The organism is Lactobacillus sp. ESL0259, assembly GCF_003693045.1.
Classification (GTDB): domain Bacteria; phylum Bacillota; class Bacilli; order Lactobacillales; family Lactobacillaceae; genus Lactobacillus; species Lactobacillus melliventris.
Window position 1 is genome coordinate 107,376 of the sequence record NZ_REHP01000003.1, and the last position, 23,080, is coordinate 130,455.

Here is a 23,080-nt window from a genome sequence, read left to right on the forward strand (position 1 = left end):
TCAACCCTGCTTTTAACTTTTAAAACTTTGTTTCTTTAATATCATCTTCTGGCCGATGCCCTTGAATCCTGATCACTTGCCAGGTAAAATCACTTTTAGGTGCATTTTTTAAGTTGATAGTCAATTGGTTATCAGCAAAAGTGAAATCAAGTTCAGTTCTTTGGGCAACCATTTCAATGCGGTTAGGTTTATTGGTCAAGCCTTGAATTTTTATTATTTCAGGCAAGGGGGCCTTGATGAAGATATACTTCTGAAAGTGCATGTGTCTATTTTGCAACACAAAGCCATTATCTTCATTAACATTGCTGATAGTGAGATGACACGGCTCGCCTTCATTGAAGGCATGACCAAACAGATGCATCCAGTTATTGATTTGCGTAAGCAGTGCTTTAGTTTCTGCCAGTAAATTGCCGTCATCTGTGATAGGAATATCAATTACTGCTTGTTGTCCTGCTTTGCGCTGCAAAATTAGTTGCTCTACCACATTCGTGGCAGATAATTCATAGTTAGCTTGAATGGGTTCAGTAGTGACTAAAGCAATAGTATACTTTTTGCAGGCTTTTGCAAAGTCAGTTTTAAATGCATCAGCAGCAACGGCGCGAGCACCAATATTGCGTGCAGTTTTTACTAAAAAATCAGCGTCTACACCTTTAGCATTTTTTAGTTTAAAATTTAATACGATGGCAAAATCAGGATTCATTAATTTTTCTCCTCTAGTAAATATCAGTAATAAGTTTAACCCAAAAGGTGGTAAAGATGAAAATTATTATTTCACCAGCGATGAAGATGATAGTCGACCGCGAATCTTTTCCTGCTAAGTCGCAGCCGCAGTTTTTAGCCCAAGCTCAAGCATTAGCTGCTTTTCTAAAAAATTGTAGTTTTAACGAATTGCAAAAAATCTGGCAATCAAGTGAACGCACGACAAAGGAAGGCCAAAAACAAATTAAGGAACTTAATTTAAATCAAAAGGATAATCTAACTCCAGCCGTTATTTCGTATTCTGGTATTCAATATCAATACATGGCTGCTGACCTGTTTACTGCTCCTGCTCTATCTTATTTACAAGATAATGTACGGATATTATCGGGACTGTATGGTGTTTTACGACCTTTTGACGGTGTATGGCCCTACCGCTTAGAAATGAAAAATAAAGTTTGGGGGTTTAGTCAGCCCAACTTGTACCAATTTTGGGGTTCAACAATCGCTGATAATCTTTTTAATGAAGATCAAGTGTTAATTAATTTAGCTTCAAAAGAATATTCGCGCAATATTACGCCCTTTGTAGCAAATAACAGACAAATGATTAGCATTTATTTTCAAGAAAAGAAAAATGGTCAGTGGAAGACAATTGGTGTACATGCCAAAATGGCGCGTGGAGAAATGGTGCGTTATATTGCGGAAAAGCAATTGAGTAAGCCGCAGCAATTGCAGGACTTTCATGATTTTGGCTTTAATTTTGTACCAAATATTAGCACCGACAATACTTACATATTTCGGACAGAGTATGATTTTAGGCGGCGCTGAAGAATTTAGAGTAAAAGAATATATTTACGACATGGAAATGTGAGGTTATTATGGAAATTGTTTTTGTTCGTCATGGTCAAACTGATTTAAATAAAACTGGCCGAATTCAAGGCTCAGTCTATGATCATGATTTGGATGAGGTTGGCCGTGCAAGTGCTGAAAGAGCCGCTGCTAATTTTGATCCTTCTGGTTTTGACGTGGTCTTTTCAAGTCCCTTAAAGAGATCTTTGACTACCGCTAAAATTTTCACCAAGGGACAAAAAGAAATTAAAATTGATCAGAGGTTAACAGAAATTAATTTTGGCGAGTGGGATGGTAAATTTCTTTCCGAATTAGGACAAAAATATCCTGACGCAATTGATCCTTGGGGTAAGGCCGCTGCTGCTTACATCAAATACGCACCTAGTGGTGAATCATTTGCGTCATTAGATGAAAGATGCGGCAGCTTTTTAGCTGATATGAAAAATAACTATTTAACTAAAAAAGTTTTGGTATTTTGTCATGGCACCCTTATCAGAATGATGTTTGCTCATTATTTTACGCAAGGTGATATGAACTTCTTTGAAACTATGGACAATTGTGCGTTAGCAAAAGTTTCTTATCGTAGTGGCATTCCGCGGGTAAACTATTATAATCGTATTTTGACACTAGAATAAAAAGCAATAGACCTCAATAAGAGGTCTTTTTTGATGGCGGCAATTAATTGAGCATTATAATTGACGATTAATCATAAATGAATTATTCTTTTTAAGTGACACGGTGTCACTAAGAGGAAACAGGAGGTGAACTGAAATATGGCTAAGTCAACTTTTATTAACTTGCCACTAGATAAAAAGCAAAAAATTGAAAGTGCATTACTGAAAGAATTCAGTCAATATCCTTTGGCAAAAGCGCAGGTAGCGCGAATAGTTAAGGAGACTGGGATTGCGCGTGGCGCTTTTTATAAGTATTTTACGGATTTGAATGATGCTTATCACTATATGTATGATTTAGCTCTGAAAACTGTTCATTCACCAGTGAAAATATTGCCGCAATTTCAAGCCCAGCAGTATTACGATAATGTAACTCATTTCTTAGATAAAACAAAAGAAAGTACATATGCAGGATTAATTAAAATGCATATTTTGTATAACGAGAATACATTTGATCATCATTTTCCGTCAAAAATACTGCTCGCATTGGATCCCCAAAATTGGAGTGCCATGGTACTTAGTCATGCAGCTATTAGAATGGTTCTCGAGAATCCGAAACAAAAAGAAGCTATTATGACTCGCTTGAAGGCAAGTTTGGAACTGTTAAACAAAGGAAAAAATTAATGTTTTTAGCAATTAAAGAAATAAAAAGAGAAAAACTTCGTTATGGCTTAATTATTTTAATGATTTTTTTGATTAGTTATCTGATATTTATTTTGTCAGCACTGGCAACAGGGTTGGCCAGCGAAAATACACAGGCACTAGAATCTTGGAATGCACAGAAAGTAGTTTTAAACAAAAATGCCAATGTCAGTATGAGTCAGTCGATTTTAACAAAAAATGACTTAAAAAAAGACGCATTGACTAAAGATGAAGCTCTAGTAGGACAAATTCCGGTAGTAGTCAAAAACTCAAAGCGACCACAAATTTCAGCACAGTTCATCGGAATTAAAAGGGAGCAGTTTATTTATCATGATCAGGAACTGATTGCAGGTAGAAGAGCAAAAAAGAATTATGAAGTAACTGTTGATCAGGCGTTTAAAACCAAGGGTTACCGGTTAGGTGATAAATTAGCGCTAAACGGTTCTACTAAAAAGTACCGCATTGTTGGCTTTGTTAAAAATGCTAAAATCAATATTGCTCCAATTATTTATGGCACGCTGCAGTCTTGGAAAAAATTACGTCAGGGAATGCCAACCTTGCGTGCTTCGGCAATAGTGTCTCGTAATCCGGATTATAAATATAATTATCAAAACTGTAAGACCTATCCCATTGACCAGTTTATTAAAAAACTTCCGGGGTACACTGCCCAAAATATGACTTTTGAATTAATGATTGGTTTTTTATATGTTATTTCGTTAATTATAATTGCAGTTTTCCTCTATATTTTAACGATGCAGAAATTGCATAACTATGCGGTTATGCGTGCACAGGGGATTCCCAGCAGTACATTAGTTAAAGCAACTATTAGTCAAGCATTGATATTAGTACTTGCAGGTTTAATTATCGGATTGATAGCCACAATGATAACAGTCAAGGTTTTACCGCCCGCTGTTCCGATTAGTTTTACACCCCAAATTATTTTGACCGGAACAATCGGCTTATTGGTAACTGCAATTATCGGCAGCTTAATTCCAGTCAGATCAATATTAAAAGTAAATCCAGCACAGGCGATAGGTGAATAACATGGCAATTATTGAATTAAAGAATGTTCAAAAAGTTTATGGTACAGGGGCTGCACAAGTCGTTGCGTTAAAAAACATTAATTTTAAGGCAAACCTAGGTGAAGTGGTATTAATTATGGGCCCGTCAGGAGCTGGTAAAAGCACTTTTTTAACAATTGCCGGCTCTTTGCAAAAACCGACTGCGGGCAAAGTTATTGTTGGTGGTCAGGACATTGCGCATATTTCTACTAGAGAAAGTGACCGTTTACGACTAACGCAACTTGGCTTTGTACTGCAGGCTTATAACTTAGTACCGTTTCTAAAAATTAAAGAGCAATTTGAATTAGTTAATAAGGTAAAAAAAGAGGGCAATATCAGTGCTGCAAAATTGCAAGAATTACTCAAGCAGCTGAAAATTAGTTCTTTAATTAATAAGTATCCTAATGAACTATCGGGTGGGCAACAGCAGCGCGCAGCTATTGCTCGTGCTCTTTATGCTAACCCGCAAATTTTGCTGGCCGATGAGCCTACCGCTTCTCTTGACAGTGAGAATGTGGCTGAAGTAGGGCAATTGTTCAAAAAATTAGCCAAAGATTATCACAAAGCCGTCTTGCTGGTCACACATGATCCGCGGCTAGAACAATACGCAGATCATATTTATGAAATGATGGATGGAAAAATCAGGCAAAAGAGTTAATTGTTAATTTTTAAGAATAAAATAACTATTAGCAATGTTTTTTAAAAAAATGTCAAAGCAACTAAACTGTTTTATCAATAGTAATTTTTTGTTTGTAATTTTTTTAACTAGTTCTAATTATTGTTATTAATTGAAACCGCTTATTAAAAGTTAGAAAAATCCTTTATTCTTTTGTGTTAGGAAAAAGTACTTTGTCCTTGACAAAGTACTTTTAAATTTACTATTCTTAATAATAGTAAAAAAGATGTTATTTTTAAGCAAAATAACATAAGTAATTAAAAATAAAATTATTAATTTTTAAGCTGTTTGAAGAATTGATTGAGAGATGGATTCTACGTTAAACTGACTAAAATATTTTATTTCATGTTTTTATTTGGCAGGCTTTTTGTTTTATAGTTTATTAGTGTAATACTAAATTTTTGCTAAATAAAGCTTTTTATCTAGAGGTATAATGATGAACGATATTCCTGAAGACAAATCTATTGAATTAACAACCGACTACCAGAACCATAGCATTAATATGGCCTTTTCGGATAATCTAACAGATGATTCTGAGCGTGGCTATATTCTATCAGCTGCTTTCTTTTCATTTTGTGCAGCTCAAGGCTTAAGTAAAGAAGAATTAAGTGATATGGTTTCAACTTATTATGATGAATTTTTGAATAATGAGGATTAACTGCTCATCACATTTGTGTGCTTAAATATATTTCACCTGTGGCAATACCAGTTCTAGAAGCTGGTCTAAAAAATACGTTTAAAGTTAATCAAGGAAAAAATCAAAAATGGCTAGAAAAAAAGAAATAGGAAAAAGTAAGATCTTAAATATTGCTTATAAAATGGTTGTTAAGGATGGAGTTGAAAGCTTAACGGCCCGCAGCATTGCTAAGGCTGGCCATTTCTCTACTCAGCCTTTATATCTTGAATTTGATAGTATGGAAGATTTGCGCCAAGAGGTTTTGCGTAAAATTGCGGACAACTTAAAGAATAAAATTTTACAGAAAAGCTATATTGCTGAACCATTGATTGATATGGATTTATCGTATATTGATTTTGCCCAAGAACAAGAGAATCTCTTCAAAGCAATGTTTGTTGAAGGTAAGTGTGGCAATGAAATAATCGCTGATACTTTAATAGATTTTGGAACTGAGAAATTTAAAGATCAATTTCCGGATAGTAAGTATTCTGCAGAAAAAATCAGAAGTATTATTATTGCTAACTGGATAACTACTTGTGGAATTGCTTCATTAATAGTTAATAAAATTGCGACTTTTTCCCAAACACAAATTATCAACGTTTTAAAGGCACAAATTAATGATGCAATTTTAAACGACTGGCTCAGCAAGAAAAGTAATGTTTCTCTGTTTAAGACAGAAGAAAAATACAATTAAAGCCCCGAAATAGTTTTTACTACTTACATAGTGTAAGCAGGATAAGCTATACGAAAGTATTAAATTATTAAAGCTATCTGAAATCAGGAACATGTTAAAAAGATACGGATATGCTATAATTAACAGTGAAATTAGTTTCCTGAAAGGTGGTTTTTATGAAAATCCTTGCATTATCTGGCTCAAATGCCAAAAATTCATTTAATGAGGCATTGCTTAAATTTATTTCTAAGCGTTTTGCCGATAGGTATGATTTTAAGCTGACAACAGTTAAAGGGTTGCCAATGTTTAAAGAAGGTGAAGATGCCCCAGAAGCAGTCCAAGCCTTGAGTAAAGAAATTGAAGATGCCGACTTGGTATTAATTGGTTCTCCTGAACAACAACACTCTGTTACCAGTGCTTTGAGTAGCGCGCTTGAGTGGTTATCTTGTGTAACTCACCCATTTAAGGGTAAGCCAGTTGCTATTGTTTCAACTTCACCAATGCCACAAGGTGCGTCTCGTTCACAAAGTCGTTTGAAGAGTCTGTTTTTAGCACCTGGTTTTGGCGCTAAGGTCTTCAATGGTGATGAATTCATGATGGGTGTTGCACCAACTCAATTTGACGATAATGGTGACTTGAAAGATGAAGAAACCGTTAAATTCTTAGATCACTTTTTCGATGAAGTTGATAGTTGGTACGCACAAGTAACTAAATAGGAGGGCTGAGAATGAAAATATTAGCAATTGTTGGTACAAATGCACCTTTTTCATATAATCGCTTTTTAGCACAATTTATTGCCAAGCATTATAGTGATAAAGCAGATATTGAAGTTAAAGAAGTCGACAAATTGACACCTTTCTGCAGAACAGAAATGGCTGATGATACTATCAAGGCTTGGATCGAAGACGTTAAGAGTGCTGATGGTATTGTAATTACTACTCCAGAATATGATCATACAATTCCGGCTGCTTTAAAGAGCAGTCTTGAATGGTTAGGCTCACACGCTGGCCCTAACGTTATGAAAATGAAGCCCGTTGCTATTGCTGGTGCATCATATGGTTCACAAGGTACTGGTCGTGCCCAAGAAGATATGCGTGAAATTTTACTTTCACCTGATATGAGTGCAAATGTTTTACCAGGTAATGAAGTTTTAATTGGTCAAGCTCCAGATAAATTCAACAAAGAAACTGGTGAATTGACTGATGAAGCAACTATCAAGCAATTAGATGGTATGATGGACAACTTCTTTAAGTTTGTTGAGCAAGCACATAAATAAACTTTTGCTAGATTAACTGGCAGAGAGTAAAATAACCGGATAGGGGGTATCCTATCCGGTTATTTTTTTGAAAGGAAGTTGGCATGACTGAACCTGTCATTTTACCTGTAAAATCTGTTCGTAATCCGCGTGATTTGGGTGGCTATATTGGCTTTAACGGACATCAGATTAAGTTTCATCGCTTACTACGCACTGGTAACATAAGTAAAATAACGCCAGAAGATGAACAGTTTTTACTTAATTATGGTCTGACTAAAATTATTGATTTGCGCTCTCCGGCAGAATGCAAAGCTAATTCTGATAAAAGCATTCAGGGCGTTGCTCATTATGAATTCCCCTTATCGGCTGATGATAATACCGGTGGTAAGGGTTTGGATATGAGCAGGGAATTTGAGCAATACCGCAAGGATCAATATGCCGGCTTTTATATGATGTGTCAAAGATATCATGATCATATCAGTAATCAATTTTCTCAGAATAATATTCATCAAATTGTTAGTTTAGTTGCTGCTACGACTGATGGTGCAGTTTTATATCATTGTTCAGAAGGTAAGGATAGAACGGGATTAGTCACAGTAATACTGCTTTATATTTTAGGCGTGGATTTAGAAACAATTCGCCAGGATTACCTTTATTCCAATATAATGCTCAACGATTACCGTAAAGTTCGCGATGCCCGATTTAAAAAGGCCGGTGAAAATGATAAATTTCGGGCCAACATGCGTATTTTAGGTTCAGTTGCCAACGCGTATTTTGATACCAGCTTGATTACCATCAATGAGGATTTTGGTGGAATTGATTCCTATATTGCTAACCAGCTAGGAATTGACCAGCAAATGCAAGAGAAAATAAGAAAGAACTATTTGGAAAATTAGGGATAAAATAATGATTAAAAATTTGGCTATAGAACAAGAAGTAGGACAGCATCATGCCTTGGGTACAGCAATCACTTTACAGGTTTTTGGTGCTCGTGATAAAAGCGTGATTAATGATTCCTTTGCTTTGATCGACCATTATGAAGACTTATTGACAGTTAATCGTGATGAATCAGAAGTAATGGATGTTAATCATGCTGCAGGTAAGCACCCTGTTCAAGTTTCAAGCGGTACCTATGATTTGGTTAAATTGGCGGTAGAAAAAAGTCGGGAAAATTTTGGCTTCAATGCTCTGATAGGCCCGGTTGTCAAGTTATGGGCAATTGGTTTTAAAAACGCTCACGTTCCTACTGCTGAGCAAATTAAGGAAAGAATGGCACTGATTGATCCGTTTAAAGTTGACCTAAACGATGCTGATCAAACCATTTTTTTGCAAAAAGAGGGCATGGAATTAGATTTAGGCGGTATTGCTAAAGGCTGGATTGCTGACCGTATTAAAGATTACTGGCGGGCTTACGGAGTTCATGCCGGAATTATTAATCTGGGTGGTAACATTTTACTTGTTGGCGACTCACCTAAAAGGACTAGTGGTCAGTGGTCAGTAGGAGTACAGGATCCAAAAGAGTCTCGTGGCAATAATATTGCTTCGGTGATGGTACCGGAATGTTCTGCAGTTACCAGCGGAACTTACGAACGTTATCTAGAAGTTGACGGTCATAAGTATCACCATTTAATTGATCCGCGAACTGGTTATCCGGTTGAAACTGATTTGGCTGGCGTGACTACTTTTACTAAGTATTCAGTTGAAGCCGAAATCGAATGTAAGAGATTGTTTTTTGCTGGTAAGCCGGTTGCTGGTTGGCATGATGATCCTGACCGCATTGGCGCAGTTTTTGTTTATAACGATGAACACGTTGAGTATGATAACTTTCAAAAGTAATAAAAAAAGTGCCTCTAAGGCACTTTTTTACTTTTAAATTTATAAGTAAGTTTATTATTTGAACGAGAGGGCTTTGTGGCAAAATTCTGCTTGAATAGCACTCTCTGGTACCCAGGCAATTGCACCATGATCATAATTCATGTTCTTGCCACCAGTACCCGCTTTATCAAACTTGGAGTAATAGAGTGGATCATAAACCAAGAACTTGCCTTTTTTGTAGCCGGTGATAACTTTGCAGTGATTGCGCTTGTAGTCGCCAGCTTTTTGATATGAAGAAAAGCCATAGTATAAAACTGGCTTGCCAGCCTGAATATACATCTTAAGATCATCAACTGTTAGTTTTTTACTGGAGATATTAATGATCTTTTTGCCCTTTTTAAAAGTCCGGGCGTATTTAGCTAGGGCACCGGGGCTAATTACATAGCCAAAACCGACGCCAGTGTAAACATTTCCCTTTTGTCCGCCTTTAACTGGCTGCATTGGTAAATTATTTTGAATTTTTGTAAGCAAACTAGTGGTAATTTTCTGTCCCTGGGAACCTAACAGCATCGCCATTGAGGCTCCTGCACAGCCCCACGGGGTTTTAACAGGAACATATTGACTGACATATGGCGTCTTCTCAATTGTTTTAGCTTGATTAGGAGTAGCTACGGCTTTTTTATTAATATAGCCAATTGATTTCTTGCCCTTTTTGTTAAGCCAATAATATGTTTTACCGTTGTGGGTGAATTTTTTATTGACATTAAATGTTTGGTGAAAATAATTCTTGGCTGCTTTCTTCTTGGTAAAATTATCAAGATAAATACCATAATTCTTTTTAACAATTGCTACTTTGAAAGTTTTGACTTTTTTTGCAGTGGTATTAGCAGGCTTGTTATTCTGAGTCGCGGCAGCCGGGACATTGGTTTCGGTCGTATCTGTTTCTTTGTCTGTCTTTTGGCCTTCTTGCGGCTTTTGCGTCTCAGACTCTTTATTTACTTGATTATGGTCCTGCTTTAATTGTTTATTTTGAGCTTCCGTTTCTGCGTTAACTGTTTTAGTCAGATTGTTACTGAAAACAGGTGTTGCAAGAATAATTGCTGCAGATAGAGTTGCAATTTTCTTTAAGGTTAATTTACTCTTCAATTTATCCTCCCAGTTTTTCTTATTCAAAATATCTTCATAACTAGTTTACTACAACAAATGGCAAAGATATGCCAAAAATTAGCTGGATTTTTATTATTTGTAGAGGTATATATAACATAATTACTCAAATTATTTTAGTTAAAGATCGAAGTAAACTTTTGCTAATTGATAAACAAAAACAGCGTCTAAACTAACAAGTTTAAACGCTGATGACTATTTTATTCAATTTAAGCAGCAGTTCTGCTGATACTAAAGATACTGTTAAATAACCCGTTGGATAAGCCAGGTGTGTTATAAATGATGAAACGAATAAATGATGAGTCTAAAGTTTGCTGGATAAACCACGGATTTTGCAAAGCATTAAGCATTGACAGGATAATGTAAACGAAGAAATAACTGGCAAAAAAAGAGACGACAGCACCTAAAACACTATCTAGTAAATTGCCAAAGTTAGTCGCATGGGGATTTTTATTAGGTACCCAGCCTTTAAAAATCTTAACAACCATTTTGCCCAAAAAGACAATGATGAAGAATGCCAAAAAACGAAAGAGCATTAAGTTAGTTCCGGGAGTTAAAGTGGTTTGAATATTTTGCCCGGTGATCTGACTGTAAAGCCAATTGCCAACAGGATTTTGAAACAGAATAGCTGTAATGAAGACAATGGCAGCAAAAATCAAATTAATAATTAATCTGGTGAAGCCCGTTTGGAATCCTTTGTAGGTTTTTAGTGTCAAATAAGCCAGTACAATTAAAGTAACAATCATATTTATCTCCTTTGACGATATTATAGCTTAATTTATGCGTTTAGACTTTGACGACAGTCGAAAAATATTTCATAATTAAAGGGATGCATTGACTTTACATTAAGCCAATTTTAGCGTTAAATTTAAAGGGTGTGAAACAAGGTTTCACGGGTGAAAAATGAATCCTGAACAGTTCGTCCAAGAATTATCAAAACGTAATTTTAAATTAAATGAAAAACAAATCAACCAATTTAACCAATACTTTACCAGTCTGATTGAGACTAATAAAAAAGTTAATCTTACGCGGATAACAGAAAAAGATGAGGTTTATCTAAAGCATTTTTGGGATAGTATCACACCTCTTTTCACATTTGGTTCAGTATTAAAAGCGGCTGATACTTTATGTGATGTTGGTGCCGGCGCCGGTTTTCCTTCTATTCCTTTAAAGATTATGCTGCCTGAATTAAAGGTTACAATCGTTGATTCTCTGGGCAAACGGTTGAATTTTTTACAGGGTTTGATCACCCAGTTAAATTTAAAAAATGTTACCTTGGTTCATGGCCGTGCCGAAGATGTAGGGCAAAATAAACAATATCGGGAACAATTTGATGTTGTGACTGCCCGTGCTGTTGCTAACATGGCCGTTTTAAGTGAGTATTGTTTGCCGTTAATTAAAGAAAATGGCAATTTCATTGCTCTCAAGGGACCAAAAGCTGAAGACGAATTGAAATCAGCTCAGAAAGCCTTAAAAGTTTTAGGTGGTAAGGTCATTGCAGTTAAAGAATTAAAATTACCTCGAAGTATCGAAGAGCGCACTTTGATTCTGATAGAAAAAGTGCAGGCTACGCCTAAGAAGTATCCGCGGCAGGCGGGAACTCCGCACCGCAAACCAATTCATTAAACAGGGGGACTCAAAATGTCATTATTTTCTTCTTTACGTCATCATGAAGAAATACCTAAAAATAAGCAGATTCAGGATATTGAGCTAAGTAAAATAAAACCCAATTCTTTTCAGCCGCGGCACCAGTTTTCTGAAGAATCAATTCATGAATTGGCATCAACCCTTGATAAAGATGGGTTACTGCAACCAATTGTTGTACGTGAAAAAGAGGGCAATTATGAAATTATTGCTGGTGAACGCAGATTACGAGCCGCAAAGCAGCTCGCTTGGACAAAAATACCGGCAATAGTTAATAACATGGATGATAGCCAGGCTGCATCATTAGCTTTAATTGAAAACCTGCAAAGGGAAGATTTAAATCCGATTGATGAAGCACAGGCTTATAGTAATCTTATGAAACTAAATAACCTGACTCAAACTACCTTAGCCCAAAATATTGGCAAGTCACAATCTTATGTTGCTAACAAGCTGCGCCTGTTAAAGTTAACACCGAAAGTACAAAGTTATTTGGCCAGTGGTGAAATTTCACCACGTCACGGTCGCTGCTTGGTAGGACTGAGTGAGAAAGATCAAGGCCGTGTCTTAGATGAAATACTTGCAAATAACTTGAATGTGAGCGACACCGAAAAAATCGTTAAAAATGTTGACCAGTATTTTGCAGGCAAAAAAGTTAAGGATAAGGAAAAAGAACAGGCAGAACAAACAAGACGAGCAGCCAATCGCATTCCTAAAGATTTGAAAGTACAAATTAATACAATTAAAAGGGCAATTAAACTCGCACAACAGTCTGGCATCAAGGTTAAGTTCAAAGAAAATAATGATCCTGATGATTATATGATTACGATTGAATTGAAAAGAAAGTAGGAAGGCATGGAAAATATGGTGAGTGTAATTTCAGTTGCTAACCAAAAAGGTGGCGTCGGTAAAACGACAACAACTATAAATTTAGCGGCTTCGATTGCGGAACGCGGTTATCAAGTCTTAATTGTCGATATTGATCCGCAGGGTAACGCAACCTCTGGCCTGGGAATTGAAAAATCTGCTATTGATCAAGATATTTACAGCGTTTTAATTAATGACGTTCCCCTTAAAGATACGATTTTCCATACTTCAACTAAGCGATTGGATTTAGTTCCGGCGACTATCAATCTGTCTGGAGCTGAAACAGAACTAATCAGTATGATGGCCAGAGAAACACGCTTGAAGTCAGCTTTAGATTCAATTAGTGGTAATTATGATTTTATTTTTATTGATTGTCCGCCTTCATTAGGCCAATTATCTATCAATGCTTTTACGGCATCTGATTCAATTTTAATTCCCGTTCAAAGTGAGTATTACGCTATGGAGGGGCTTAGCCAGCTGCTTAATACCATCCGTTTGGTGCAAAAACACTTTAATAAAGATTTAGGTGTTGAGGGTGTTTTGCTGACCATGCTGGATGCGCGAACTAATTTAGGTGCGGAAGTTGTAAAAGAAGTACGTTCCTATTTTTCTGATAAGGTTTATAAAACTATTATTCCAAGAATTACTAAGCTGGCTGAAGCACCTAGTTATGGAGAAGCAATTACTGAATATGCTCCTAATTCACGTGGTGCTGAAGTTTATGATGATTTAGCTAAGGAGGTGTTAAAGAATCATGGTAAGAAACTCAAGAAATAAAGATACTAAAAAACATGGTGGTTTAGGTCGGGGGATTGAAGCCTTGTTTGAAGACGAACCGCAAATTGAAGATAATGAAGAAGAAATTCAGGATTTAAATTTAAGCGATATCAGACCTAATCCTTATCAACCACGTAAAAACTTTGATGACAAGTCTCTTAAAGAATTGGCTGATTCGATTAAAGAAAATGGTGTTTTTCAGCCAATTATTGTGCGTAAGTCGGTGAAAGGCTATGAAATTATTGCGGGTGAACGCAGATTTCGTGCTTCAAAACTAGCAAAAAAGACTACAATACCGGCAATTGTCCGTGACTTTAGCGAAAGCCAAATGATGGAAGTTGCCGTTTTAGAGAATCTGCAACGTGAGGACTTAACACCTCTTGAAGAAGCTCAGGCCTACGAAATGCTGCAAAAAAACTTAGGTTTGACCCAAGAAGAAGTTTCAAAAAGAATGGGTAAGTCCCGTCCATATATTGCTAATTACTTGCGTCTTTTGACACTTCCTAATAAAACTAAGCACTTGTTACAGCACGGTGAACTTTCAATGGGACAAGCCAGAACGCTTTTAGGCTTAAAGAATAAGGACAAGATTGATGAAGTAGCTAAGCAGGTCGTTAAGGAAGGGATGCCAGTACGCAAAGTTGAGGCACTGGTAGCCAATCTTAATTCTAAAAAGCCGCGCAAAAAGACAGTGCACAAATCGCCATTTATTCGTGCTACTGAACATCAATTAGCTGATAAGCTGGGTTCAACTGTCAATATTTCCGCCAGCAAAAAAGGTAGCGGCCATTTGTCGATTGGCTTCTCTTCAACAGAAGAGTTGAATAGAATACTCGATGTGCTGGGAGTCGACCTTGATGAATAAAGAAATTGCTTATGGTTTGGCAGATACGGTATTAATGAAAAAGCCACATGCTTGTAAAACTAATGACTGGGAAGTTCTGCGTTTAGGAGCTGATATCAGGTTAAAGTGCATGGGGTGTGGCCATATCGTAATGATGCCGCGTTCAAAATTCGCGCATAATTTAAAAAAAGTTTTAACTAAGGCTAATGATCCGGTTAATATTAAAAATACGCTTTATGTGCCTAAAAAAGAAATAGCACGGCCGGATATTAATCAAGAAAATAACTGATTTTGTTAAAGAAAGAGGATAAAAATGTCATTAACTGCTGGGATTGTTGGATTGCCAAACGTGGGCAAGTCAACTTTGTTTAACGCAATTACTAAAGCGGGTGCGGAAATGGCCAACTACCCGTTTGCAACGATTGAGCCTAATGTCGGAATGGTTGAGGTTCCGGACAAGAGACTGGCTCGAATACAGGAACTGATTCCGGCTAAGAAAATTGTTCACACTACTTTTGAGTTTACCGATATTGCCGGACTAGTTAAAGGTGCTTCAAAAGGTGAAGGTCTGGGTAATAAATTCTTGGAAAATATACGCCAAACTGATGCTATTATCCATGTTGTTAGGGCCTTTGAAGATGATAATATTACTTCTGTCACTGGTAAAGTAGATCCGGAAGAAGATATCAACACTATCAACTTGGAATTGGCAATTGCAGATCTTGACGCCGTCAACCGCCGAATTAATAAGGTAAAAAAGATTGCCCAGCAAAATGACAAAGAGGCTAAAGCAGAGTTCAATGTTTTACAAAAAATCAAGCCTGTTTTAGAAGAAGGCAAGGCTGTCCGTTCAATCAGTTTTAATGACGATGAGCAAAAAATTGTCAAGGGCTTGTTCTTGCTGACTGATAAACCCGTTATCTATGTAGCGAACATAGCTGAAAGTTCAATGGCCGACCCGGAAAAAGACCAGTACTATCAAGTAGTTAAAAAACATGCGGAAAGTGAAAATGCGGAATGTTTAGGTATATCTGCTGCAACCGAAGAAGAAATTGCCGGCTTGGATGACGATGAAAAAGCTGAGTTCTTAGAAGCAGAAGGCGTATCTGAGTCAGGCCTTGACCGTTTAATCCGTGCAGCCTACCACATTTTAGGCTTGAGGACTTTCTTTACGGCTGGTGGTCCTGAAACACGGGCATGGACTTTTCATAAGGGAATGAAGGCTCCGCAAGTTGCAGGCGTTATTCACTCTGATTTTGAGCGGGGATTTATTCGTGCTGAAGTAGTTTCATTTACTGATCTTGATCAGTATGAAACCATGCAAAAGGTTAAAGAAGCGGGGAAGCTACGTCTTGAAGGTAAAGATTATGAAGTTCAAGATGGCGACATTATTGAATTTAGATTTAACGTTTAGGAAAAAATAATGGCAGAAAAGAAAACTGAAGAACAAGCTAAGATTGATACTAATAAGCAGGAAAAGTTAAAAGAAAAGGTAATTAGTCAGAATAAAGATGACGAGGTCAAGCAAATGCAGCCTGCTGAATTGCGTAAGCAGCTCAGTAATAAGAACTCTGACTATGTTTTTCGTTTGCAAAAAGAACTGGAAACACAGGGTAAAATGAGTCATGAAGATGCCCAAAAGAGAGTAGATGAGCTTTTAAACGACTTGGTAATTGCACAACGTCATGGTCAACCAGCCAGCACGTATTATAATATGTCGCCTAAACTTAAGGCTGCTGACATGTTAAAGCCCAAAAAGAAAAAGGCTTCAGATATTCCATTTTGGCAATACGCTACGGATAATGCCTTGTTTTATGTTGCTATTTTCTTTGGTCTTTTTGGCTTAATTGGCTTGTTCCAAAAGAATGACAAATATAATTCACAGATGGGTGTGTTAACATTATTGATTGTTGGTGCTTCACTAGGTGTTTTCATGACCAAATATAATGACTGGGTTTTACCTAATGGCAGTAAAAATCGTAAAATTCCGTGGTCAAAATTAATCTGGGGTTTTGTTTTACTGATGGGAATGCTCTTTATCTGCTTTGGCGTATTGGGTCTTCCTGCATTACAAGTAATCAACCCGGCTTTGCCAGGAGTATATAACTTAATTATTGCAGCGGTAGCGTATGGCATTCGCTGGTTGTTCCGCCGGCATTATGAAATTATTGGTTCGGCCTTTTCACCAGCTGATAAGAGCAAATAGGTGCTTTTTGTCAAGAAAAGCGCTATACTTAGATAACTATATGTTTTAAAGGATAAATAGATTTATTATGAATCTATTTATCCTTTTTAAACTGAAAACACGTAAAAAAGAAAGCATTAATAAATTAGAAAGAGGTATTTAATGATTAACACGCTGCGTAAGTCAATCAGGCAGTATAAAAAACTGTCGTTGCTGTCGCCATTATTTGTTACTGGTGAAGTTATCATTGAGATGTTAATACCGTATTTAGTTGGTATATTAATAGACAATGGCATTATGAAGGGAAATATGTCATATATCACTAAGACTGGTGTTATTTTACTGGTGTTAACAGTTGTTTCACTTGTTTTAGGTTCTGGTGCCAGTTATGCCTCTGCTCACGCTGCTTCTGGTTTTGCAGCTAACTTGCGTAAAGATATGTTCTATCATGTGCAAGATTATTCTTTTGAAAATATTGACAGGTTTTCCAGCGCGAGTCTAGTTACGAGAATGACTACTGATGTTAATAACATTCAGATGTCTTATCAAATGCTGATTAGAATAGCAGTTCGGGCACCAATGATGTTGTTAGTTTCAATTATTATGTCAATAATAGTTAGTCCACAGTTGTCACTTGTTTTTGTCGTGATTGCACCGGTTTTCGTAATCCTTTTAGGCTTAGTAATTAAAAGTGCCAGCAAGTATTTTCCTAAAATTTTCCGCGGTTATGACCGCATGAACCAGGTTGTCCGGGAAAATGTTCGTGGTATTCGCGAAGTCAAAACCTATGTGCAAGAAGAAGCGCAAACTGTTAAGTTTAAAAAATCAGCTGGTTTTATTTATAGACTTTTTGCTACAGCTCAGAAGATCATGTCTCTTAACTCCATGATTGTCATGGCTGTTTTGAATATTTCTAATTTAGCTATTTGCTGGTTTGGTGCTAAGGAAATTGTGGGTGGCAGTTTACAGACTGGTCAATTAATTTCAATGTTCTCATATTCCAACTCTGTCTTGGGTAGCTTGAACATGCTAGCTATGATCATTACTCAGCTGGTAGTTTCAGGAGCTAGTGGTCACAGGGTTGCTGCGGTTATTAATGAAAAGCCATCAATTGAAAATCCACGTAAACCGTTAAAGCATGTGAATAATGGAGAAGTGATTTTTGATCATGTCAACTTTAAGTATGACCCAGATGATAAGGAACTGGCTTTAAGTGATATTAACTTAAATATCAGGCCGGGTGAAACAATAGGAATAATAGGTCGTACGGGGTCATCAAAATCTACATTAGTTTCTATGATTCCGCGGCTTTATGATACTGATTCCGGAGCGGTGCGTGTATCAGGACATAACGTTAAGTCCTATGATTTAAAGACATTGCGTGATAATGTTGCCATGGTTTTACAAAATAATGTCCTATTTTCGGGCACTATCAAGGAAAACCTCAAATGGGGCAATGAAAATGCAACAGATGAAGAAATTATCGCTGCCTCAAAAATTGCTCACGCTGATGACTTTATTCGTGAAATGCCAGATCAATATGACACTATGGTTGAGCAGGGCGGTAATAATGTTTCTGGTGGTCAAAAGCAAAGGATCACTATTGCAAGGGCATTGCTCAAAAAGCCGAAAATCTTGATACTTGATGATTCTACTTCAGCAGTAGATACACAGACTGAGCGTCAAATTCGGGAAGCCTTGGCAAAGGATATGCCCGATACTACCAAAATTATTATTTCTCAAAGAATTGTGTCAATTAAAGATGCAGACAGGATAATTGTAATGGATGAAGGCAAGATTCAGGATATCGGGACACATGAAGAGCTATTGCAGCGTAATGATTTATACAGCTCAATTGCTAAGTTTCAAGAAGAACAGAAGAAGTAGGTGATTAATTTGGATAAAGCAGTAGAAAATAAAAATAGCCAAAATACTGGTAAACGTTCCACAATTTTATGGCGTCTGCTTAAATTAGTTGCCAGTACAAGTCCTTGGATGCTGATTGCTTCAACAATTGCAATAATTTTAACAGCTGCAGCAAACGTTTTAGGTTCACTATTTATTGAACGTTTGATTAATGTTTACATTATTCCCTTAACTAAAGAAGCCCAGCCAAATTTTGGTCCGCTTTTACATGCAATTGCAGTTATGTTTGGTTGCTATGCTATCGGATTTATTTCTAATTATCTTTTTGCTGTGTTGATGGCAGTTTTGGCCCAGAAAGTACAATATAGAGTACGGCTTGAAATGTTTGAGCACATGGAAATGTTGCCAATTTCCTATTTTGACGAAAATGATTATGGCGACATCATGAGTTGCTATACTAATGATATTGATACCTTGCAACAAATGATTTCGCAGTCTATTCCGCAGTTTATGAATTCTGCGTTGAACCTCATTTTTGTTTTGGGTGCCATGCTGGCTTTAAGTTGGCAATTAACTATCTTTACCTTGATTGTTTTTGCACTTTCTATTATAATCGTCCGTTTTTTAACCGTTCGCTCCGCTCATTATTTTCAATTGCAACAAAAAGAATTGGGTCAAGTTAATGGTTACAATGAAGAAATGCTTAATGGTCTTAAGGTAATAAAGGTCTTTAGCCATGAACCTGAAGTTGAAGAAGACTTTGATGCTTATAATGAATCTTTAAAAGTAGCCTCTGGTAAAGCTCATACGTATGCCACAATTTTGTTCCCTATTATGGGTAACATGGGCAATTTGCTCTACGTCTTAATTGCTATTTTAGGTGGAGCAGTTGCTATTAACCGTATTGCCCCACTTTCATTAGGTGTCATTGGTGCTTTCTTGCAATTATCTAAGCAATTTGCAATGCCAATAGCCCAGATTTCACAACAATTAAATTCTATTGTAATGGCTTTAGCGGGCGCAGAAAGAATCTTTAAGTTAGAGGATCAACCCGTTGAAATTGATGATGGTGATGTCACTATTACCAAGGATGAAAATGTTAAGGGTACTTGGCATTGGAACGTACCGCAAAAAGACGGCTCTATCAAGAAAGTCACAGTTAAAGGACATATTGTCTTCGATCATGTTAATTTTGGCTATACGCCCAATAAACAAATTTTGTACGACATTTCTATTGACGCTAAGCCAGGTATGAAAGTAGCCTTAGTTGGTGAAACCGGTGCTGGTAAAACGACGATTTCTAATATGATTAATCGTTTTTACGAAATTAATTCTGGTACGATTACTTATGATGGTATTCCCATTAGTAGAATTAAAAAGGATGATTTGCGTCAGTCTCTGTCGATTGTTTTGCAAGACACTCATATGTTCACCGGTACGGTGATGGACAATATTCGTTTTGGTAATACCGATGCCAGTGATGATGATGTATATCAGGCAGCACACTTATCTCACGCTGATGAATTTATTCACCATTTAGATGAAGGTTATAAAACAATCATTGACGGCAATGGCGGAGACTTATCTCAGGGACAAATGCAGCTGCTCAGTATTGCACGAGCAATGATAGCAGATGAACCTGTGATGATTTTGGATGAAGCCACTTCAAGCATTGATACCCAAACGGAAAAACTGGTACAAGCTGGTATGGATAACTTGCTTGCAGGTCGCACTAGCTTTGTCATAGCTCACCGCCTGTCTACGATTGTTAACTCGGATTTAATTCTGGTGCTTGATCATGGCCATATTATTGAAGCCGGCAATCACGAACAACTTCTAAAGAAGAAGGGTTATTACTACGAGTTATATACTGGTAAAAAAGAAATAGAATAGATGTACTTAAAATATTCCTGGTCCTACAGACTGGGAATTTTTTTGCTTTAAATAATGGTGTAAGCAATAATTACTTTTCAACCATTAGTTTGTGTTATGGTAAAATAAATGAATTTAGTTGGTTCGACACTATTAATATAATTTGGTGATAATTCAAATTTTAAAAAAGTATAAAGGAATTAAGCTATGAATCAAATTATCCAGATTTTAAGCGAGCGCAAAGGTGATTTGGGAGTTGCTTTATTGCAACACCTGCAAATATCGTTAGTTTCGTTGCTGATTGCAATGGTGATTGCCATGCCTTTGGCCTTTTGGACTATAAAACACACTAAAATAGCAGAAATATTATTGCAAGTTGCCAGCATTTTACAGACCATTCCGTCACTAGCACTGCTAGGTTTATTAATTCCACTCGTTGGGATTGGAACAGTGCCTGCCGTGATCGCTTTAGTGGTATATGCACTATTACCGATTTTTCAGAACACATACCTGGGATTAACTGAAATTGATCCGGCACTAGAAGAAGCTGCTGACGCATTCGGTATGTCACGCATGCAAAAATTACTTAAGGTGGAGTTGCCTTTAGCTATGCCGACAATCATTTCGGGTATTAGAACGGCCTTAGTTTTAATTATTGGTACTGCCACCATGGCAGCTTTAATTGGTGCTGGTGGCCTGGGCAGTTTTATTTTATTGGGAATTGACCGCAACAATACCGGACTAATTGTAATTGGCGCTGTTTGTTCTGGCGTTTTGGCGATTACGTTAAGCGCGCTCATTAAGTGGCTGGAACATGCATCAGTTAAAACAGCTTTGGGAATATTAGGAGTTAGTGTCATCTTCTTAGCAGGAAGTGGAATTTATCAAGCTGTTGCCGGTCAGAAAGAAACAGTTACAATTGCCGGTAAGTTAGGTTCTGAACCAGAAATTTTGATCAACATGTATAAAGAGTTAATTGAACAAGACGATCCACACGTCCAAGTGACCTTGAAACCTAATTTTGGTAAAACTACCTTTTTATATACTGCTTTGAAAAACAATAAAATAGATATTTATCCAGAATTTACGGGAACTGTTTTGGAAACCTTTGCGAAGTCTCCGGTTAAAACGGCTGGTTTATCTGAAAAAGAAACCTATGAAAAAGCAAAAGAATTAATGAATAAACAGGATAAGCTTACTTTGCTTAAGCCTATGGCGTACGATAATACTTATGCCCTAGCAGTTAAAAATTCATTTAAAAAGAAAAATCGTTTAAGAAAAATCAGTGATTTGGCTAATGTCACCAATCAGCTAAAAGGAGGAATGACATTAGAATTTATTGATCGTGGTGATGGGTTCAAGGGTATTAAAAAATTATACAAGATTGATTTCCCTGTTAAGTCAATGGAACCGGCTTTGCGTTACCAGGCAATTAATCAGAATAAAGTTAACATCGTTGATGCCTATTCAACTGATAGTGAATTGCGCCAATATCATTTGACTATTTTAAAAGATGATAAGCATAATTTTCCTATTTATCAGGGCGCTCCCTTGATGACCAATGATTTTGCCCGCAAGCATCCGCAAATTGTTCGCAGCTTGAATAAGCTGGCTGGCAGGATTTCCGAAAAGCAGATGCAGGAAATGAACTATGAAGTTAATGTTAAAAATATGGATCCTGGACAAGTCGCACGTCACTTTTTATTAAAACAGCATTTGCTTAAGGAGAAGTAAGATGACTTCGGCAATTAAATTTGAGCATGTAAATAAAACCTTTGCTAAAAAAGTAGTAGTTAACGATCTTAATTTGGATATTCAGCAAGGCGAACTTTTCGTTTTGGTAGGAAACTCAGGCAGTGGTAAAACTACGTCGATTAAAATGATTAACCGTTTGGCAGATCCTAGTGCTGGACAGATTTTAGTCAATGAGCGGCCTACGACTGATTATAACGTTCAGAAATTGCGCTGGAAAATTGGTTATGTTTTACAACAAATTGCTCTTTTTCCTAACATGACTGTCGCTAAGAATATTACTTTGATTCCGGAAATTCAAGGTGCTAAAGCTGATCTTACGGAAATGGCCGCAAATTTATTGGAAAAAGTGGGACTAAATCCCCAAGAGTATGCTCACCGTTATCCTCATGAACTGTCTGGTGGTGAACAACAAAGAATTGGCATTTTACGCGCGATTGCGTCAAAGCCTCCGATTGTTTTAATGGATGAACCCTTTAGCGCTCTGGATCCACTTTCCCGCGCAAATTTACAAGAACTAGTTATTAATTTGCACAAGCAGCTGCATAATACAATTTTATTTGTGACGCATGATATGAATGAAGCCCTGCACTTAGCTGACAGGATTGGCGTTATGAAGGATGGCAAATTATTACAGGTCGATCAGCCACAAGAAATCTTACGCCATCCGGCAAACAATTTTGTCAGGGACTTTTTTAAAGGCAGCTTAGGGAACAATTTATATGAAACACCATTAAAGCAAGCGGCCTTATTTAATGAATTTAAGCAAACTAGTTCTAATTCGCTGGCAGCAATGCCTGTAATTAATATTAATGAAAAAATTGCTGTTTTGCTGGAATTATTGAATCATCAAAATGAAGTTGCCGTACAAAATAATAATGGAGAATATTTAGGCTTCATTGATCGCCAGTGGCTGATTAAATATTTGAACAATATTAATAGTTTAAAATAGGAAATAAGTTGGGAACTGTCCAGCTTTTTTAATAAAACGATAAAATTATGCTTGAATATTAGTAGTTTATTACAAAATTGACTAAAATATTAGACATAGATTCTGCTAAACTATATTTAGTGGAATAATGAAATAAACCGAAAATA

At 36.8% G+C, this 23,080-nt stretch carries 25 protein-coding genes; 22 read left to right on the forward strand and 3 right to left on the reverse strand.

Annotated features, from left to right (window positions below; all coding sequences use genetic code 11):
• Positions 1–19: 19 nt before the first annotated feature.
• Positions 20–700 (reverse strand): hypothetical protein, encoded by a 681-nt coding sequence (locus F5ESL0259_RS01240; protein ID WP_122037222.1) that lies wholly within the window; start codon positions 698–700, stop codon positions 20–22.
• Positions 701–756: 56 nt separating this feature from the next.
• Here F5ESL0259_RS01240 and yaaA point away from each other — a divergent pair, with 56 nt between their 5' ends.
• The 11 genes from yaaA (at position 757) to F5ESL0259_RS01295 (ending at position 9,035) form a co-directional block, all read left to right on the forward strand.
• The gene (yaaA, locus tag F5ESL0259_RS01245) at positions 757–1,524 is read left to right on the forward strand and encodes a peroxide stress protein YaaA (RefSeq protein WP_122037223.1); all 768 of its coding nucleotides are present in this window, start codon (positions 757–759) and stop codon (positions 1,522–1,524) included.
• A 50-nt stretch (positions 1,525–1,574) separates the two neighbouring features.
• Positions 1,575–2,180, forward strand: a complete 606-nt coding sequence (locus F5ESL0259_RS01250) for a histidine phosphatase family protein (RefSeq protein ID WP_122037224.1) — start codon at positions 1,575–1,577, stop codon at positions 2,178–2,180.
• A 138-nt stretch (positions 2,181–2,318) separates the two neighbouring features.
• Positions 2,319–2,840 (forward strand): TetR/AcrR family transcriptional regulator, encoded by a 522-nt coding sequence (locus F5ESL0259_RS01255; RefSeq protein WP_122025602.1) that lies wholly within the window; start codon positions 2,319–2,321, stop codon positions 2,838–2,840.
• Positions 2,840–3,901 carry an ABC transporter permease gene (locus tag F5ESL0259_RS01260; RefSeq protein ID WP_122037225.1) on the forward strand — a complete coding sequence of 354 codons (1,062 nt, stop codon included), beginning with the start codon at positions 2,840–2,842 and terminating at the stop codon, positions 3,899–3,901. Before F5ESL0259_RS01255 ends, F5ESL0259_RS01260 begins: the two co-directional genes overlap by 1 nt.
• 1 nt (position 3,902) lies before the next feature.
• Entirely contained in the window at positions 3,903–4,577 is a 675-nt protein-coding gene (locus tag F5ESL0259_RS01265; protein WP_122037226.1) for an ABC transporter ATP-binding protein, read from the forward strand.
• A gap of 454 nt (positions 4,578–5,031) precedes the next feature.
• Positions 5,032–5,253 (forward strand): hypothetical protein, encoded by a 222-nt coding sequence (locus F5ESL0259_RS01270; protein ID WP_046324227.1) that lies wholly within the window; start codon positions 5,032–5,034, stop codon positions 5,251–5,253.
• A 106-nt stretch (positions 5,254–5,359) separates the two neighbouring features.
• Positions 5,360–5,965 carry a TetR/AcrR family transcriptional regulator gene (locus tag F5ESL0259_RS01275; RefSeq protein WP_046324228.1) on the forward strand — a complete coding sequence of 202 codons (606 nt, stop codon included), beginning with the start codon at positions 5,360–5,362 and terminating at the stop codon, positions 5,963–5,965.
• A gap of 155 nt (positions 5,966–6,120) precedes the next feature.
• Positions 6,121–6,660, forward strand: a complete 540-nt coding sequence (locus F5ESL0259_RS01280; protein WP_046324229.1) for an NADPH-dependent FMN reductase — start codon at positions 6,121–6,123, stop codon at positions 6,658–6,660.
• Positions 6,661–6,671: 11 nt separating this feature from the next.
• Positions 6,672–7,220, forward strand: a complete 549-nt coding sequence (locus tag F5ESL0259_RS01285; RefSeq protein WP_046324230.1) for an NADPH-dependent FMN reductase — start codon at positions 6,672–6,674, stop codon at positions 7,218–7,220.
• Between the two features lie 83 nt (positions 7,221–7,303).
• Complete coding sequence (locus tag F5ESL0259_RS01290) at positions 7,304–8,095, forward strand: tyrosine-protein phosphatase (RefSeq protein ID WP_046324231.1); 792 nt, start codon at positions 7,304–7,306, stop codon at positions 8,093–8,095.
• A 10-nt stretch (positions 8,096–8,105) separates the two neighbouring features.
• Positions 8,106–9,035, forward strand: a complete 930-nt coding sequence (locus tag F5ESL0259_RS01295; RefSeq protein ID WP_046324232.1) for an FAD:protein FMN transferase — start codon at positions 8,106–8,108, stop codon at positions 9,033–9,035.
• A 54-nt stretch (positions 9,036–9,089) separates the two neighbouring features.
• On the opposite strand, the gene F5ESL0259_RS09060 is transcribed toward F5ESL0259_RS01295, so the two are convergent.
• Both F5ESL0259_RS09060 and F5ESL0259_RS01305 read right to left on the reverse strand, forming a co-directional pair.
• Positions 9,090–10,160, reverse strand: coding sequence for a C39 family peptidase (locus F5ESL0259_RS09060; protein WP_370448793.1), 1,071 nt, complete (start codon positions 10,158–10,160; stop codon positions 9,090–9,092).
• A 227-nt stretch (positions 10,161–10,387) separates the two neighbouring features.
• Positions 10,388–10,924: a CvpA family protein gene (locus F5ESL0259_RS01305; RefSeq protein WP_046324233.1), complete on the reverse strand. Its 537-nt coding sequence runs from the start codon at positions 10,922–10,924 to the stop codon at positions 10,388–10,390.
• A 157-nt stretch (positions 10,925–11,081) separates the two neighbouring features.
• Between F5ESL0259_RS01305 and rsmG the strand changes: the two genes are divergently transcribed.
• The 11 genes from rsmG to F5ESL0259_RS01360 all read left to right on the forward strand — a co-directional run bounded on the left by rsmG (position 11,082) and on the right by F5ESL0259_RS01360 (position 22,934).
• Complete coding sequence (rsmG, locus tag F5ESL0259_RS01310) at positions 11,082–11,804, forward strand: 16S rRNA (guanine(527)-N(7))-methyltransferase RsmG (protein ID WP_046324234.1); 723 nt, start codon at positions 11,082–11,084, stop codon at positions 11,802–11,804.
• Positions 11,805–11,819: 15 nt separating this feature from the next.
• The gene (gene noc / locus F5ESL0259_RS01315; RefSeq protein ID WP_046324235.1) at positions 11,820–12,668 is read left to right on the forward strand and encodes a nucleoid occlusion protein; all 849 of its coding nucleotides are present in this window, start codon (positions 11,820–11,822) and stop codon (positions 12,666–12,668) included.
• Positions 12,669–12,683: 15 nt separating this feature from the next.
• Positions 12,684–13,463: a ParA family protein gene (locus F5ESL0259_RS01320; protein ID WP_122037228.1), complete on the forward strand. Its 780-nt coding sequence runs from the start codon at positions 12,684–12,686 to the stop codon at positions 13,461–13,463.
• Positions 13,441–14,328 (forward strand): ParB/RepB/Spo0J family partition protein, encoded by an 888-nt coding sequence (locus F5ESL0259_RS01325; RefSeq protein ID WP_122037229.1) that lies wholly within the window; start codon positions 13,441–13,443, stop codon positions 14,326–14,328. Before F5ESL0259_RS01320 ends, F5ESL0259_RS01325 begins: the two co-directional genes overlap by 23 nt.
• Positions 14,321–14,596 (forward strand): DUF951 domain-containing protein, encoded by a 276-nt coding sequence (locus F5ESL0259_RS01330; protein WP_046324238.1) that lies wholly within the window; start codon positions 14,321–14,323, stop codon positions 14,594–14,596. The genes F5ESL0259_RS01325 and F5ESL0259_RS01330 overlap by 8 nt, the downstream gene beginning before the upstream one ends.
• Positions 14,597–14,620: 24 nt before the next feature.
• Positions 14,621–15,721, forward strand: a complete 1,101-nt coding sequence (gene ychF, locus F5ESL0259_RS01335; RefSeq protein ID WP_122037230.1) for a redox-regulated ATPase YchF — start codon at positions 14,621–14,623, stop codon at positions 15,719–15,721.
• 9 nt (positions 15,722–15,730) lie between these two features.
• On the forward strand, positions 15,731–16,513 hold the full coding sequence (locus tag F5ESL0259_RS01340; RefSeq protein WP_122037231.1) for a DUF1129 family protein: 783 nt from the start codon (positions 15,731–15,733) through the stop codon (positions 16,511–16,513).
• Between the two features lie 141 nt (positions 16,514–16,654).
• Positions 16,655–18,379, forward strand: a complete 1,725-nt coding sequence (locus F5ESL0259_RS01345) for an ABC transporter ATP-binding protein (RefSeq protein ID WP_046324241.1) — start codon at positions 16,655–16,657, stop codon at positions 18,377–18,379.
• Between the two features lie 9 nt (positions 18,380–18,388).
• A complete protein-coding gene (locus F5ESL0259_RS01350; protein ID WP_199726679.1) occupies positions 18,389–20,251 on the forward strand; it encodes an ABC transporter ATP-binding protein in 1,863 nt (620 codons plus the stop codon).
• A 186-nt stretch (positions 20,252–20,437) separates the two neighbouring features.
• A complete protein-coding gene (locus F5ESL0259_RS01355; protein WP_122037232.1) occupies positions 20,438–21,964 on the forward strand; it encodes an ABC transporter permease/substrate-binding protein in 1,527 nt (508 codons plus the stop codon).
• Position 21,965: 1 nt separating this feature from the next.
• Positions 21,966–22,934, forward strand: coding sequence for an ABC transporter ATP-binding protein (locus tag F5ESL0259_RS01360; RefSeq protein WP_122037233.1), 969 nt, complete (start codon positions 21,966–21,968; stop codon positions 22,932–22,934).
• Positions 22,935–23,080 lie beyond the last annotated feature (146 nt).

Coding starts and splice junctions, on each gene's coding strand:
- F5ESL0259_RS01240 (WP_122037222.1), bottom strand. CDS start 700: ATGAATCCTGATTTTGCCATCGTATTAAATTTTAAACTAAAAAATGCT.
- yaaA (WP_122037223.1), top strand. CDS start 757: ATGAAAATTATTATTTCACCAGCGATGAAGATGATAGTCGACCGCGAA.
- F5ESL0259_RS01250 (WP_122037224.1), top strand. CDS start 1,575: ATGGAAATTGTTTTTGTTCGTCATGGTCAAACTGATTTAAATAAAACT.
- F5ESL0259_RS01255 (WP_122025602.1), top strand. CDS start 2,319: ATGGCTAAGTCAACTTTTATTAACTTGCCACTAGATAAAAAGCAAAAA.
- F5ESL0259_RS01260 (WP_122037225.1), top strand. CDS start 2,840: ATGTTTTTAGCAATTAAAGAAATAAAAAGAGAAAAACTTCGTTATGGC.
- F5ESL0259_RS01265 (WP_122037226.1), top strand. CDS start 3,903: ATGGCAATTATTGAATTAAAGAATGTTCAAAAAGTTTATGGTACAGGG.
- F5ESL0259_RS01270 (WP_046324227.1), top strand. CDS start 5,032: ATGAACGATATTCCTGAAGACAAATCTATTGAATTAACAACCGACTAC.
- F5ESL0259_RS01275 (WP_046324228.1), top strand. CDS start 5,360: ATGGCTAGAAAAAAAGAAATAGGAAAAAGTAAGATCTTAAATATTGCT.
- F5ESL0259_RS01280 (WP_046324229.1), top strand. CDS start 6,121: ATGAAAATCCTTGCATTATCTGGCTCAAATGCCAAAAATTCATTTAAT.
- F5ESL0259_RS01285 (WP_046324230.1), top strand. CDS start 6,672: ATGAAAATATTAGCAATTGTTGGTACAAATGCACCTTTTTCATATAAT.
- F5ESL0259_RS01290 (WP_046324231.1), top strand. CDS start 7,304: ATGACTGAACCTGTCATTTTACCTGTAAAATCTGTTCGTAATCCGCGT.
- F5ESL0259_RS01295 (WP_046324232.1), top strand. CDS start 8,106: ATGATTAAAAATTTGGCTATAGAACAAGAAGTAGGACAGCATCATGCC.
- F5ESL0259_RS01305 (WP_046324233.1), bottom strand. CDS start 10,924: ATGATTGTTACTTTAATTGTACTGGCTTATTTGACACTAAAAACCTAC.
- rsmG (WP_046324234.1), top strand. CDS start 11,082: ATGAATCCTGAACAGTTCGTCCAAGAATTATCAAAACGTAATTTTAAA.
- noc (WP_046324235.1), top strand. CDS start 11,820: ATGTCATTATTTTCTTCTTTACGTCATCATGAAGAAATACCTAAAAAT.
- F5ESL0259_RS01320 (WP_122037228.1), top strand. CDS start 12,684: ATGGTGAGTGTAATTTCAGTTGCTAACCAAAAAGGTGGCGTCGGTAAA.
- F5ESL0259_RS01325 (WP_122037229.1), top strand. CDS start 13,441: ATGGTAAGAAACTCAAGAAATAAAGATACTAAAAAACATGGTGGTTTA.
- F5ESL0259_RS01330 (WP_046324238.1), top strand. CDS start 14,321: ATGAATAAAGAAATTGCTTATGGTTTGGCAGATACGGTATTAATGAAA.
- ychF (WP_122037230.1), top strand. CDS start 14,621: ATGTCATTAACTGCTGGGATTGTTGGATTGCCAAACGTGGGCAAGTCA.
- F5ESL0259_RS01340 (WP_122037231.1), top strand. CDS start 15,731: ATGGCAGAAAAGAAAACTGAAGAACAAGCTAAGATTGATACTAATAAG.
- F5ESL0259_RS01345 (WP_046324241.1), top strand. CDS start 16,655: ATGATTAACACGCTGCGTAAGTCAATCAGGCAGTATAAAAAACTGTCG.
- F5ESL0259_RS01355 (WP_122037232.1), top strand. CDS start 20,438: ATGAATCAAATTATCCAGATTTTAAGCGAGCGCAAAGGTGATTTGGGA.
- F5ESL0259_RS01360 (WP_122037233.1), top strand. CDS start 21,966: ATGACTTCGGCAATTAAATTTGAGCATGTAAATAAAACCTTTGCTAAA.